Origin of the sequence: Glycocaulis sp. (assembly GCF_050485565.1) — a bacterium.
Lineage (GTDB): Bacteria > Pseudomonadota > Alphaproteobacteria > Caulobacterales > Maricaulaceae > Glycocaulis.
This window is the reverse complement of record NZ_JBJHBQ010000003.1, coordinates 241669-255748: the sequence shown is the minus strand read 5'-3', so window position 1 is coordinate 255748 and position 14080 is coordinate 241669. Positions and strand designations below refer to the sequence as shown.

Below are 14080 nucleotides of genomic sequence, written 5' to 3'. Positions count from 1 at the left end.
CATGCAACGCCAGGAAGCCTCCATCCTGCTCGGTGCAATCGCTGGCAAGCGCGCGCTTGTTGTCGGCGACGTGCTGCTGGATTCCTTCGTCTATGGCGAGGTGAAGCGCATTTCGCGTGAGGCGCCGGTGCCGATCCTGTCGGAGACCCGCCGGGAAATGATGCTGGGCGGGGCGGGCAATCTGGTGCGCAATCTGATCAGCCTGGGCGGTGTCGCCAGTGCGGTCAGCGTGGTTGGTGACGATGCGCACGGGCCTGCGGTAGAGGCCCTGCTTGGCGAATGCGGCGCATCGGCTGTCACGCTGGTCCGCCAGAACGGCCGCAAGACCCCGACCAAGACGCGCTATGTTTCCGGTAGCCAGCAAATGTTCTGTGTGGACTGCGACCCCGGCACTGCGATCAGCCATGACAGCGAACGCGCGGTCATCGAAGCGGTGAGCGCCGCTTTGGCCAGCGCGGATGTCGTGATCCTCTCCGATTATGGCCGGGGCATGCTGACGCGCGCGGTGTGTGCCGAAATCATCAAGCTCGCCAAGGCGGCGGGAAAGCCGGTCTGCGTCGATCCGCGCGGCGCGGATTATTCGCGCTATGACGGCGCAACGCTCATCAAGCCGAACGCGCAGGAACTCGCTGACGAGGTAGGCCTGCCGGTTGGTTCGGACGCGGAAGCAGAAGAGGCGCTGACAGCCCTGAAGTCGCGCCTCTCCGCCACGCCTGCGCTGATCGTCACACGCGGTGGCAAGGGCATGAGCCTGATCGAGAATGGCCAGGTCCATCATCACCGCGCCCGTCCGCGTTCTGTCTATGACGTGTCCGGCGCGGGCGACACGGCGCTCGCCGCGCTTTCGCTTGGCGTGGCGGCCGGTCTCCCGCTTGTCGATACGATGGCGCTCGCCGACTTGGCTGCCGGCACGGCGGTCGGCAAGACCGGCACCGCCACTGTGTCACCGGAGGAATTGCTCGATAGCGCCATTCCCGGCGCAGGCGATGTGGACTGGCGGGTGCTGTCGCGCGGGCAGGCTGCCAGCACCGTCAGCTCATGGCACCGCGACGGGCTGAAGGTCGGCTTCACCAATGGCTGTTTTGACATTCTCCACCCCGGCCATCTCGCCTCTCTGCGCCATGCCCGCTCGGTCTGTGACCGGCTGGTGGTGGGGCTCAATAGCGATGCGTCCGTGACGCGCCTGAAGGGCGAGGGACGTCCGGTGAACCCTGCTGCCCACCGCGCCGCCATGCTGGCCGCGCTGGAGAGCGTGGACCGCGTAGTCGTCTTCGAGGAAGACACGCCCGAGGAGCTGATCCGCGCGATAGCCCCCGATGTTCTGGTGAAAGGGGCTGACTACAAGCCCGATGACCTGCCCGGAGCCGATTTCATCAAATCGCGCGGCGGCGAGATCATCATCGCGCCGCTGCAGGCCGGATTTTCCACCACCGCGCTGGTGGAAAAGATGAAAGCCGGCAACGCCTAGTCAATCGGGCGTACTGGCACCACAACGACTTCCTCGGCCTCCGGCAGGTCCGGTGCCCAGCGCCGCTCTTCGGCGAGGGTTTCAGCCAGCAATGCTGCCCGGCGCGTCACATCCGCTTCCAGATCAGCATAAAACAGGTTGAAGGGCGGCACGCGCCGCGTTTCGGCCAGCCGCGACGGCCGCCGCAGCGTGCGCGAGCGCGGCTGATCGATGAAGAGCAGACCGTTCTGGCACTGCGCGCTTGTCTGGCTGGCCAGCGGAGAGGGGCGTTCGCCCAATTCCAGTCCTTCAGCGGCTGCACCGCCGCGATGCAGGCGGGCGGGCGCATAGTCCTCAGAGAGGTTCCACAATAGCGGGTTCACGCAAGCCAGCTCCCGCCCCGGCGTCTGGCCCAGACGCCCGCGATCAATCCACAGCGAGCTGCGCTCGGTAATGGCATCGATCCGCGCGGCCTCATCGGCCTGGATGGCCGAGTATGTGATGACACAGCGGAAAGCCTCCGGCGCGTCACACAGCGGCAAATCGGCCAACGGCCCGTCAAATAGGTCTGCTGCGACCGGCGCGTCGATAATGTAGGCGGCCACCAGCCGGGCGATCAGGCTTTCATCACGCGACACCTCGTCCAGCAGCAGGCCGGTCACATGTTCGCCGCCCTGTCCGGTACCAACCAGAATGACCGGGCGATCCTCACCGATATCGGCAAGGAACTGGCGGAAAGCGGTGCGGACATCCTCGTAAGCCAGCAGGCGGGCCTGCAGGGAATCCTCGCGGTTATTCATGTAGGCATAGAGCGCGGCATGACGATAGCGCGGCGCGAATATCGCGCCGGTCTGCGCGAACGGGCCCGCATAGTTGGGCAGGTAGAGCCGCTCCAGCCGCTCGCGGTGACTATTCCGGTCCAGCACGGCATTCCAGTGATCGCCGCCCGTGTGCAGCGTGGGATGGACGAAAAACACCGCAGGCTCGTCATCATCCAGCGCCGCCAGAACAGGGCGCACGGCCCACGCGTCCGGGCCGGTGTAATCAGGAGCGGGCGGGGGCTCGTAGGTCTGGAAGGGGACGCCCGGATCAAGAAAGGTCTGGTAGATCTGGTCGCGCATGATCCAGCTTGCCGCGATCAGAAGCACAGCCAGCCCTGTAGCGGCAATCGCGAGTAACACGGTAAAGGGGCGGGCAGGCGCGCTCAGCTTCGGCATGGATCGGTCTGTCCCCTCATTTTGCGTGTACTTACCGCCAGGCGCGCTGGCAGTCGCGTTACAAGTTTGCCATCATCGCGCCGGGCTGGGTAACCCCCTTTGTGACAGGAGTCCGATCTAGTGCTGCGCTGGCTTCGCAACAGTTTTCTTACCGGCATCGTGGTCGCCACACCTGTGACCGTCACCATCTGGCTGATCTACATCTTCATCAGCTTTGTTGATTCCACCATCAAGCCGCTTATCCCGGAGCGCTACAACCCGGAGACCTATCTGCCCTTCGCCCTGCCGGGCATGGGCGTGATCATTGCCGTGCTGGCGCTGACCCTGCTGGGTGCACTGGCGGCGAACTTCTTCGGGCGCACCCTGCTGGCCATTGGCGAGCGGATCGTCAATGCCGTGCCGCTGATCCGCAATATCTACGGCGCGCTCAAACAGCTCATGGAGACGGTACTGGGGGCGCAGAACAATGCCTTCAAGGAAGTGGTGCTGGTCGAATATCCGATGTCGGGCAGCTATGCGGTGGCCTTCGTGGCCTCGCACGGCAAGGGCGCGATCCGCCACCATGTCGGCAAGGGCAAGGAGGACGTGATCGGCGTGTTCGTGCCGACAACGCCCAACCCAACCTCCGGCTTTTTGCTGTTCATCCCGCGCTCGCGCGCGATTCCGCTTGATATCTCGATCGAGGAAGCGGCCAAGCTGATTATCTCCTTCGGCCTGGTGACCCCGGACCGCCTGCCCGAAGGCGCGCTGCCCGCCGGCGAGACGCTCGATCATACCGAGGCCGAGGCCAAGGCGCGCGAGGCCGCGGGCGAGCCGCCAAGGCAGAACGATTAGGCACTCGTTTTCCTCCCCCGTTTACGGGGGAGGTGTCAGCGTAGCTGACGGAGGGGGGAAACTTCTCTTTTCAAAATCCCCCCCTCGGTCCTTCGGGCGTTCGAAGCTTCGTTTCTCACCCCGCCCGTGAACGGGGGGAGAAAGCTATCTCAGGCAGAGCGCATCAGCTTCACGCCTTCATCACGCTCAAACAGGTAGAGCAGCGTGCGTAGCGCGTCCCCACGCGGACCCTTTAGCGGCTCCTCGCGCGATGCTTCCAGCTTGGCGTAATCACTGGCAAGGCTGAGCAGGCCGGCATGGGCGGCAAGGTCGGCAAAGCGATAGTCTGGCAGGCCGGACTGGCGCAGGCCCAGCGGATCGCCGGAGCCTCGCAGCTTCCAGTCTTCCTCGGCGATGAAGAACCCGTCATCGCTCTCGCGCATGATTTCCAGGCGCCGCTGCGCGGTCTCTCCAAGCTTGCCGTGATAGACCAGCAGGCAGGAGGAGGGCTTGTCGCCGCGTCCCACGCGGCCGCGCAGCTGGTGCAGCTGGGCAAGGCCAAAGCGCTCGGCATGCTCGATCACCATGATGGTGGCGTCCGGCGCATCGACGCCTACCTCGATCACGGTGGTGGCGACCAGAATATCGATCTCGCCATCACGGAAGGAACGCGCGATACGCTCCTTCTCCTTGCCGGGCATCCGCCCATGCAGGAGGCCGACGCGCGCCCGAAGCGCGTTGGAGAGCAGAAGATGGCGCTCCTCTGCGGCCGCGAGGTCGGAGATATCGCTCTCTTCCACCAGCGGGCAGACCCAGTAGGCGCGCTCGCCCTTGGCTACAGCCCGCCCCAGCCCTTCGATTACATCATCCAGCCGTTCGCCGGGAATGACGCGCGTGGTGGGCGGGATGCGCCCGGCTGGTTTCTCATCAAGGCGCGAGACATCCAGATCGCCATAGACGGCAAGGGTCAGCGTGCGCGGAATGGGCGTCGCGCTCATCACCAGCGTATCGGGCATGGCTCCCTTGGAGGTCAGGCGCTTCCTGTCAGACACGCCAAAGCGATGCTGCTCGTCAATGATGACAAGGCCGAGATCGTGAAACTCCACCGCATCCTGAAAGAGGGCATGGGTGCCGCACACCACATGGGCCTCGCCATTGGCGATGGCGGCGGTGAGCTCTTCCCGTGCGCGGCCCTTGTCGCGTCCGGTTAGGGTGATGGTGCGGATACCTGCCGCGGCGAGCAGGGGCGTCAGCACGGCAGCATGCTGGCGGGCGAGAATCTCGGTCGGCGCCATCAGCGCCGTCTGCACGCCCGCCTCTGCCGCATGGGCCGCGCACAGGGCCGCAACGAAGGTCTTGCCCGACCCCACATCGCCGTGGACCAGGCGCATCATGCGCGTCGCCGCCTCCATGTCGGATTTCGCCGCCTCGAAGGCCCGCACTTGAGCGCCCGTCGGCGTGAAGGGTGCAGCGGCGATGACGGCCTGTACCTTGCCACCACTGCCTTTCAGCTCGCGGCCCTTCCTCGCCTTGCGGCTGGCGCGAGCGAGTTTGAGGGCCAACTGGTGAGCCAATAGCTCATCAAACGCGAGGCGGGTGCGCGCGAGATTGCCTGGCTCCAGATCAGCCGCCGAGCGCGGCGCATGCGCCGCCTCGATAGCGGCCCTCCAGAGGGGCCAGGAGGCGGCTTCGGGTATCTCCGGGCCGCACCACTCCGGCAGGTCAGGCACGCGCTCCAGCGCGGCCCTGACGGCCTTTCTGGCCGTGTTGGCTGTCAGCCCGGCGGTGAGCGGATAGACGGGCTGGATGAGGTCATCGGCGCTGATCTCACCGGGTTTCGCCACCAGGTCCGGATGGACGATCTGGATTTCGGAGCCAAACCGCTCCGCCTTGCCAGACACGATGCGCCGCTCGCCGGGCGGCAGGGTGCGCATCAGATAGTCCTTGCGGGCGTGGAAGAAGACGAGATGGAGGAAGCCGCTCTCATCGCTCGCGCGCACCTTGTAGGGCTGTTTAAGAGTTGCGCCCGGCACATGCGCCTCGATCATCACGTCCAGCGTGACAAGGCCGGACGCGCCGCCCTGACCGCACTCGGCAATCGTCACCCGCCGGGAGCGGTCGATAAGCCCTGTGGGCAGGGTGAAGACGGCATCCTTCACCCGCCCGCCGCCAAACACCTTCTCCAGCAATGCCGCCAGCTTCGGCCCGACACCGGTAAGGCTCGTCAGATCGGCAAACAGGGGAAAGAGGGACTCAGGGCGCATCTATCAAATTAAAGCATCTACCATGAATGATGGCACCCATCCCCTCAGGGCGGAGATAGCGTGAGCAATACCGTACTCATCAACCTTCACGCGCTTTTCTGTGTATGTCTTAGAGCCTTCTGTTATTTCTTCCAAAACTTCTTCAACGATTTCAGAGCGAAAGGCGCCTACAAATACGCCAAGCACCTCATCATGATCACCCTGATACAAAAATACTGGGGCGCCACTCATTCCTCGGGAACCTAAAAAACTCAATTCGAAAGATTCTGGTGTTGGGCGGCCCAGATCACCTGAGGCTATGTGGCGTTGAACATAGCCCTTGTGGCATCTCAAATTAATTCGATGCTTTTTATCAACAATCGACCATGCATTTATAGGATATCCGATTGAAGCAACGTCTCGCCACAATAAAGTATCATAGGTTTTTTTTGATAGTTTGTAGGTTGTTTTGCTCTGGTATATCGAGATCGCCACAGCGATATCAATGGGTTCAGGCGCGCAATCCCATGCAGTAATTTCCGCAACAACGTTTTTTTCTGCCTGTCCATTTTCGTCTTTACCGACGAAAGCTACCTTTTGATTATTTTCCGCCGCGCTCGCAAATGCGTCCTTCAATACATGTGCTGCTGTCATCACTAAGCCATCGGGCCGGATTAAGAATGCGCTGCCGAACAGCCTGTGGATGTGTGCCAAGCCTGCATCATTAATCGAGTAAGTGCAGATCGGTAGTATGCAGCTTTGAAGGTACATGTTGCCTCCTATGCGAAGGGCTTACCGTAGCGATAGATGGCTGTCACCTAATACCCTTTGCCTCGTCCCCGTCGCCCGCTATATCCCGCGCCATGAGTGATGATCCGTTTTCCGATCCCAATCCGTCCATCAACGACACCGACCGCAAGAAGCGCCTGACCTTCCGGGCGTGGCGGCGCGGCTTCAAGGAGGCCGACCTCATCATGGGCCGGTTTGCCGAGGCACGCCTTGAGGGCCTGAGCCCGGCGGAGCTGGACGAGTTTGAGCGCCTGCTCGACGCGCCGGACACCGAGGTTTATGCGTGGATCACGGGCCGGGCGGAGACGCCGGCCAATTATGACGGCCCGGTGCTGGATGCGCTTAAAGGCTTCCGCCATGAGGCCATCGTGAGCGACGGTCCGGGCGGCAACTAACACGCGTTTCACCGGCGTTCGCCGGGAAAACGCTGAGGAAACCAGACAACCCGCATGGGGCCAAAACGCCCATGCGGGCGATACCGTATTGATGGACGTGAAGAGATGACCGATCTGAACCGTATCGCCGCCGCGGCGGAAAGTCTCACCCTTAGCGGTGTGCCGGAAGGCTATGACGCGCTGGTTTTCTGCGATGCGGCGCGCCTTCGCGGCGGGATCAATCTCTTCATCGCGTCGGACGAGGCGCGCGCGCTGGCGTTCGCTGAGGCTTGTGCCTTCTTCTGCCCGGACATTGCCCGCCTGCGCCTGCCCGCCTGGGACTGCCAGCCCTATGACCGGATCAGCCCCAGCCCGCGCACGGCGGCGCGCCGGGCAGGGGCGCTGCATCGCCTCGCCAACTGGGATGCCAGCAAGGATGGCACGCTGATCGTCATCGCGACGGTGAATGGCGTGCTGCAGCGGGTAGCCCCGCGCAGCGTGATGCAGACGGCTGGCATCAGCGCCAGGCAGGGCGGCGTGGTCGAGGTCGAACGCCTGACGGCCTATTTCGCCGCCAATGGCTATACCCGCACGGCCACCGTCTCCGAGCGCGGTGATTTTGCGGTGCGCGGCGGGGTGATTGATGTGTTTCCGGCGAGCGCAGAGGAGCCGGTAAGGCTCGATTTCTTCGGCGACACGCTGGAATCGGTACGTGCATTCGATGTCGAGACCCAGCGCACGACCCGCCAGCTCAAAGGCGTGGAGTTCACGCCGGTCAGCGAAGTGCTGATCGACGAGGCGGCGATCTCGCGCTTCCGCTCCGGCTTCCTGAAACGCTTTGGCGGCGCGGTGTCGGGCGATCCGGTCTACGATTCGGTCAGCGCAGGCGCGCGCCCGCAAGGGGCCGAGCACTGGCTGCCGCTTTTCCATGAGCGCATGGAGACGGTGTTCGATTATCTCGGCACGAGCGGCATCACCGCGCTTGATCCGCTGAGCAGCGATGCGGTTGCCGAACGGCTGGAACAGATCGCGGACTATTATCAGGCCCGCCAGGACGCCGCTCAGGCCAGCACCGGCAAGGGCGCGTTCTCCGCGCCGGTCTACCGCGCGCTGGAGCCTGAGGCACTCTATCTGACGGGCGATGAGTGGGAGGCGATGCTATCGCAGCGCGCCACGCGCCGCTTCACGGCCCTGCATGAGCCGGGCGAGCATGTCGTCACCCTGCCGGGGCGGATCGGGCGCAGCTTCGCCGCCGAGCGTCAGGCGGGACACAACGTGTTTGACGCGGCGCGCCAGCACATCGTCCAGCTTCGCCAGTCCGGCAAGCGGGTGATGGTCGCAGGCTGGACCGAGGGCGCATCTGACCGGCTGGCAAACGTGCTCGGCGAACACGGTCTTGCCCCTATCGCCATTGCGCGCGACTGGAACGCCGTGCAGGGCCTGCCCAAAAGCGCGATTGCGCGCGTCGTCCTGCCGCTGGAGCAGGGGTTCGAGACTGATATGCTGGCGGTGGTCGCCGAGCAGGACATTCTGGGCGACCGGCTGGCCCGCCGGGTGCGCAAGCGCAAGAATGCGGACTTCATCACGGAAGCGGGAAGCCTTTCGGCCGGTGATCTGGTGGTCCATTCCGATCACGGGCTGGGCCGCTATCTGGGCCTCAAAACGCTGACCGTGCAGGACGCGCCGCACGATTGTCTGGAGCTGGAATATGCCGGCGCGGCCAAGCTCTTCCTGCCGGTAGAGAATATCGAGCTGCTCTCGCGCTACGGCAATGACAGCGAGACCGCGCAGCTGGACAGACTGGGTGGTGTTGCCTGGCAGGCGCGCAAGGCCAAGGCGAAGAAGCGCCTGCGCGACATGGCCGACGAGCTGATCCGCATCGCCGCAGAGCGCAATGCCCGCGAGGGCGTGGTCATCGAACCGCCAGCGGGAATTTACGACGAGTTCGCTGCGCGCTTCCCGTTTGCCGAGACCGACGACCAGCTCTCAGCCATTGAGGATGTGTTCGAGGATCTCGCCCGTGGCCGTCCGATGGACAGGCTGATCTGCGGCGATGTGGGTTTTGGCAAGACCGAAGTCGCGCTGCGTGCGGCCTTCATCACCGCGATGAGCGGCAAGCAGGTGGCGGTGGTGGCGCCGACCACCCTGCTGGCCCGCCAGCACTTCAACACGTTCGTGGAGCGCTTCAAGGGCTGGCCGGTCAAGGTGCGCCACCTCTCGCGGCTGGTCGGCGCGAAGGAAGCGGCCGAAACGCGCATTGAGCTGGCGGAGGGGCGCTGCGAGATCGTCGTCGGCACCCACGCCCTGCTGGCCAAGACGATCACCTTCTCCGATCTTGGCCTGCTGGTGATCGACGAGGAGCAGCATTTCGGGGTGAAGCATAAGGAGCGCCTGAAAGAGCTGCGCACCGATGTCCACGTGCTGACCCTGACCGCAACGCCCATTCCCCGCACGCTGCAACTGGCGATGAGCGGGATACGCGATCTCTCCATCATCGCTACGCCGCCCGTGGACCGTCTGGCCGTGCGCACCTATGTCGCGCCGTTCGATCCGGTTACCGCGCGCGAGGCGCTGCTGCGGGAGAAATACCGGGGCGGGCAGAGCTTCTTCGTGGTGCCGCGTATTTCCGATCTTGAGGACACGGCCGAATTCCTGCGCGAAGCGGTGCCGGAAATCAGCTTCGAGATTGCCCATGGCCAGATGGCCGCCACCGCGCTGGAAGACATTATGACCGCCTTCTATGAAGGCCGGTTCGATGTGCTCCTATCCACCACGATCGTGGAATCCGGCATCGACGTGCCGACGGCCAATACGCTGGTGGTTCACCGCGCCGACCGGTTCGGGCTGGCCCAGCTTTACCAGCTGCGCGGACGGGTAGGGCGCTCCAAGGCGCGCGCCTACGCCTATCTCACCACGCCTGCGCGCGAGAAGATCACCGAAGGCGCGGAGAAGCGCCTGAAAGTCCTGCAATCGCTCGATAGCCTGGGGGCAGGTTTCACGCTGGCTAGCCACGATCTTGATTTGCGCGGCGGCGGCAATCTGCTTGGTGAGGAGCAGTCGGGGCATATCCGCGATGTTGGCGTGGAGCTCTATCAGGCCATGCTGGAAGAAGCCGTTGCCTCGCTGAAAACCGATGGCCCGGCGCTGGATGAGGGCGACTGGTCACCGCAGATCAATACCGGCGCAGCGGTGCTGATCCCGGACCATTACGTTCCCGATCTTGATGTGCGTATGGGGCTTTACCGGCGTTTGTCAAAGCTCGACACGAAGCAGGAACGTGAGGCGTTTGCCGCCGAACTGATCGACCGGTTCGGCCCGCTGCCTGATGAAGTGGAAAGCCTGATGCAAGTCGTCGCCATCAAGGCGCTGTGCAAGCGCGCCGGTATCGCCAAGCTCGATGCCGGGCCGAAGGGCGCGGTGGCAACCTTCCGCGATCACGCCTTCAAGGATCCGATGGCGCTGATCGAGCTGATGAACCGGCGGCCCGCCGACTACAAGCTGCGGCCCGACAATTCGATGGTGCTGCGCGGTGATTTCCCGGATGTGGGCGAGCGCCTCAAGGGCGTGCAACGCCTGATCGCTCCCATCGCCGATGCTGCATCTCGCGGGCGGGCAGCGGCCTAAACGGCCGCTACCGCAGTGCGTTCCGGGTGCAGGGCGTTGAAGGCCCGTGCGATAAGGGTCTGCGCCTTGTCGCCAGAGCCCGCATCGGCCACTTCATGGCGCAGCACGATGCGGAAGGGCATTTGGGGGTCTTCACCCTCATAGGCCGTGCACTCGGCAATCGCGGCAACGCGCGCGGCAACAACCTGAGCATCGACGGTGCTGGTGCCGGGCAAGGCGAGATAGAAGGTGTTGGCCGACAGGCGTACGGCCAGATCCTCGGCCCGCACGCAGTGGCGCAGCATGGAGGCAAACTGGTTGAGCGCGCCGGACGCGTGGCGCCCATCGGACGGCCCCGCCGCGCCGGGAATGGACGCTCTCAGCCCGATCAGCGAAAGCGGCAGGCCCTGGGTCTGCGCAACATCGATCAGGCTGGACAAATGGCGGCGGCCGAACGTGTCGTTGAAGAGGTCTGTTTCGCTATCGAGTACCGCCGACACCCGGCACGATTCCAGCAGCCCCTTGGAAAGGCGCCGGCGCCGTCTTTCCTGTGCCAGCGCCAGAATGCGCGCAGCCAGATCATCAGCGTCCAGCGAGGCGGGCAGAATGTCCGACGCGCCGCGCGCAAACGCCTCGTCGGCGGCGCGATACACCTCGTCATGGCTCAAAAGCACGGTCGGGGTGTGGTAAAGGCGCGTATTGCGGCGCATGGCCGAACAGACCGTGTGGGCCACATCCGGCTTGGGCCGGGTATTGAGAACGACGGCGTCAAACGCGCGCTCATGGAGATAGTCAAAGGCGTTGAAGGTGGAGAAGGCCGCCACCGTCTGCGCATTGGCCCGTTCCAGCGCGTGCTCCAGCCTGAGATAGGCCGGGTCGGGCGGCCCGGCATAGAGCACGGAGATAGGCCCGCCCTTCTGCTCGGACTTGTGCAGCAAATGTCCCGCATCGCCGAGATCCGCCAGCCTTTGACGCGCGGTTTCTTCCAGCACGCCGAGGCGCAGGAGCGAACGCACCCGCGCGGCAATCTGGATCGGGTGAGCGGGCGGCACGATGGCGGCGTGTGCGCCCTCAAAAGCGCCAGCAAGGGAAATCACCGCCCGCGCTGGCAGGTCTGCCGCGCGATCAAGCGGTTCCAGCGCGACGATGGCATCAACAGGTTCTGATTGCAGGGCGGCAGGGGCATCCTGCGCGCTCACTGAACGCGTGGAAAAGCCCAGATCACACAGCTCTGCGGCGAGTTCCCCCGCGGCTTCTGCGTTTCCGCAAACGAGTAGTGTGACAGCACGCCCCATCGGTCCCCCGAACCTGACAGAGCTGGCATTGTGTCGATGTAATTTCAGTGTCACAACCCGAATTCCTTCAAACGCACCATTATTTCGCTACCCGGAGCAGCTCCATGAACGCACAAGGCCCTTTGCGTGGCGTTAAAGTGATTGAATTTGTTGGGCTGGGGCCTGCACCTTTTGCAGCGATGCTTTTGTCGGATCTGGGCGCGGACGTGGTGCGTATTGACCGGCCGGGCGCACATGGCGGTGGCGCGGCCGAGATTCTGGCGCGCGGGCGGCGCTCTGCTGCGTTCGATCTGAAAAACCCGGCAGCGGTCGAGGCGTGCCTGAAGCTGATAAGCCGCGCCGACATCCTGCTGGAGGGTTATCGCCCCGGCGTGATGGAGCGGCTGGGCCTCGGGCCGGAGATTGCCCACCAGCGTAACAAGGCGCTTGTCTATGGCCGCATGACGGGCTGGGGCCAGCATGGCCCGCTGGCGCACGCCGCGGGGCATGACATCAACTATATCTCGCTGACCGGCGCGCTGGACGCGATGGGTACGCCCGACAGTCCGGCCATTCCGCTCAATCTGGTCGGTGATTTTGGCGGCGGCTCGCTCTATCTGGCGTTCGGGGTGCTGGCTGCTCTCACCCATGCCCGTGCGACGGGCGAGGGACAGGTGGTGGACGCCGCCATCGTCGACGGCGCGGCCTCGCTGATGGGTGCGATACACCAGTTGCAGGCCATGGGCGTCTGGAGCCGGGGCAGGGGCGAGAACCTGCTCGATGGCGGCGCAGCCTTCTACGGCACCTATAAATGCGCTGACGGCAAGCATGTCTCCATCGGGCCGCTGGAGCCGGAATTTTACGCCCTGCTGCTGGAAAAACTCGCTCTGACGGGCGATCCGGTGATGGCGAACCCCTATGATGCCAGCCAGTGGGACGCGCAGCGCGTCAAGCTGGAAGCGGCTTTCGCCTCAAGGACACGCGATGAATGGCGCGCCGAGCTGGAGGGCAGTGATGCCTGCTTTGCGCCGGTGCTGACCACTGAGGAGGCGGCAAACCACCCGCACATGGCTGAGCGCGGCGTGTTCACCGATGTGGCTGGTGTGCGCCAGGCAGCGCCCGCGCCGCGCTTTTCGAAGACGCCCGGTGCCATCCAGGGACCAGCGCCTTCGCCCGGAGCCGATACCCGCAGCGTGCTGGCCGACTGGGGCTTTGGCGAAGCCGATATCACGGCGCTGGACAGCAAGGGCGCGTTCGGGCGTCGCAGCTAGCCGGTTTAACTGGACCGGTCTTCGCCGTAGAACGGACGCCAGCCATCAGGAAGGCAAACTAGGTGCTCAAAGCACAACTGGACCGTCTCAAGCCCTTGGCCGAGGCCGTTATGCGCATCGGCCCTGTGGCCGTCCCCGTGCGCGCTTTCCACCGCATCATCCAGCGCGAGGTGATGCTGTTTGCGGGCGGCGCGTCCTTCTTTGCGCTGCTTGGGCTGTTTCCCGCTTTTGCGGTGCTGGCCTCGATATACGGGCTGATCCATGACGAGGCGGAAGCCTATGAGCAGGTAAGCCGCATGGCGGAGATGCTGCCGCCTGATGTGGGCCGCTTCCTGATGAACCAGATATCGCTGCTGACCACCACTTCCTCCACGGCGCTGACCCTGCAAGGCTCCATCGCGCTGCTGATTGCGCTCTGGGCGGCCTCGCGCGGCACCAAGGCCGTGATTACCGGGCTCAACTCCATTGCCGGGCGCGAGGGACTGCGCTCGCTGGTTCGCTATAATTTTGTGGCCCTGATGGCCGTACTGGTCGGGATCGGCCTGCTGATCGCGGCCAATCTCACGGTGATCTTCGTGCCGGCGGTTCTCAGCCCGGCGCTCGAGGCGCTGGGGCTGGATGGCGGGGAGGTCGGCCTGCTCATCAATCCGGTCACGCTGTCGGTGGGCGGCATGTTCCTGGTACTGGCCTTGCTCTACCGCTATGTGATGCAGCGCACCGGCGAGACCAGCTGGGCGGCGTGCCTGATCGGTGCTGCGACCTCCACCGTCCTCTGGATGACGCTGTCGGCAGGCTTCACCGGTTATGTTTCAGCCTTCGTGAATGCCTCCATCTACGGCTCGCTGGGCGCGGTGATCGTGTTCCTGATCTGGATCTACTGGGCGGCCTATGTGCTGTTCTTCGGCGGTGCCATCGCGGTTGAAGCCGACAAGGAATATTTCCGCAGGAATGACGGATAGGCACCGTTCACCAACGGTTCAGCTAGGGTTTGCTTTTCTTGGCCTCGAAGTCCGGGCCATGTGTTCCCAGTCCCTCGCCGGATCCGGGCT

Annotated in this window: 10 protein-coding genes; 6 read left to right on the top strand and 4 right to left on the bottom strand. The window is 64.2% G+C overall.

Annotated features, from left to right (window positions below):
• Position 1: 1 nt before the first annotated feature.
• The gene (rfaE2, locus tag ACQ5ID_RS05015) at positions 2 to 1468 is read left to right on the top strand and encodes a D-glycero-beta-D-manno-heptose 1-phosphate adenylyltransferase (protein ID WP_429911367.1); all 1467 of its coding nucleotides are present in this window, start codon (positions 2 to 4) and stop codon (positions 1466 to 1468) included.
• Here rfaE2 and ACQ5ID_RS05010 read toward each other — a convergent pair.
• Complete coding sequence (locus ACQ5ID_RS05010) at positions 1465 to 2664, bottom strand: DUF3089 domain-containing protein (RefSeq protein WP_429911366.1); 1200 nt, start codon at positions 2662 to 2664, stop codon at positions 1465 to 1467. The two genes, rfaE2 and ACQ5ID_RS05010, sit on opposite strands and share 4 nt — an antisense overlap.
• 120 nt (positions 2665 to 2784) lie before the next feature.
• Between ACQ5ID_RS05010 and ACQ5ID_RS05005 the strand changes: the two genes are divergently transcribed.
• Positions 2785 to 3498 carry a DUF502 domain-containing protein gene (locus ACQ5ID_RS05005; RefSeq protein WP_429911365.1) on the top strand — a complete coding sequence of 238 codons (714 nt, stop codon included), beginning with the start codon at positions 2785 to 2787 and terminating at the stop codon, positions 3496 to 3498.
• Between the two features lie 149 nt (positions 3499 to 3647).
• Here ACQ5ID_RS05005 and recG read toward each other — a convergent pair whose 3' ends face one another.
• Positions 3648 to 5741, bottom strand: coding sequence for an ATP-dependent DNA helicase RecG (recG, locus tag ACQ5ID_RS05000; RefSeq protein WP_429911364.1), 2094 nt, complete (start codon positions 5739 to 5741; stop codon positions 3648 to 3650).
• A gap of 3 nt (positions 5742 to 5744) precedes the next feature.
• Positions 5745 to 6434: a S1 family peptidase gene (locus ACQ5ID_RS04995; protein ID WP_429911363.1), complete on the bottom strand. Its 690-nt coding sequence runs from the start codon at positions 6432 to 6434 to the stop codon at positions 5745 to 5747.
• A 149-nt stretch (positions 6435 to 6583) separates the two neighbouring features.
• On the opposite strand from ACQ5ID_RS04995, the gene ACQ5ID_RS04990 reads away from it, so the two are divergent.
• Positions 6584 to 6904, top strand: coding sequence for a succinate dehydrogenase assembly factor 2 (locus tag ACQ5ID_RS04990; protein WP_429911362.1), 321 nt, complete (start codon positions 6584 to 6586; stop codon positions 6902 to 6904).
• Positions 6905 to 7009: 105 nt separating this feature from the next.
• Positions 7010 to 10507 carry a transcription-repair coupling factor gene (gene mfd / locus ACQ5ID_RS04985; protein ID WP_429911361.1) on the top strand — a complete coding sequence of 1166 codons (3498 nt, stop codon included), beginning with the start codon at positions 7010 to 7012 and terminating at the stop codon, positions 10505 to 10507.
• On the opposite strand, the gene ACQ5ID_RS04980 is transcribed toward mfd, so the two are convergent.
• The gene (locus tag ACQ5ID_RS04980) at positions 10504 to 11781 is read right to left on the bottom strand and encodes a diguanylate cyclase domain-containing protein (protein ID WP_429911360.1); all 1278 of its coding nucleotides are present in this window, start codon (positions 11779 to 11781) and stop codon (positions 10504 to 10506) included. The genes mfd and ACQ5ID_RS04980 overlap by 4 nt on opposite strands.
• 104 nt (positions 11782 to 11885) lie before the next feature.
• Here ACQ5ID_RS04980 and ACQ5ID_RS04975 point away from each other — a divergent pair, with 104 nt between their 5' ends.
• Together ACQ5ID_RS04975 and ACQ5ID_RS04970 are read left to right on the top strand one after the other, a co-directional pair.
• Positions 11886 to 13031 carry a CaiB/BaiF CoA transferase family protein gene (locus ACQ5ID_RS04975; RefSeq protein WP_429911359.1) on the top strand — a complete coding sequence of 382 codons (1146 nt, stop codon included), beginning with the start codon at positions 11886 to 11888 and terminating at the stop codon, positions 13029 to 13031.
• Between the two features lie 62 nt (positions 13032 to 13093).
• Entirely contained in the window at positions 13094 to 13990 is an 897-nt protein-coding gene (locus ACQ5ID_RS04970) for a YihY/virulence factor BrkB family protein (RefSeq protein WP_429911358.1), read from the top strand.
• The last annotated feature ends 90 nt before the right edge of the window (positions 13991 to 14080 follow it).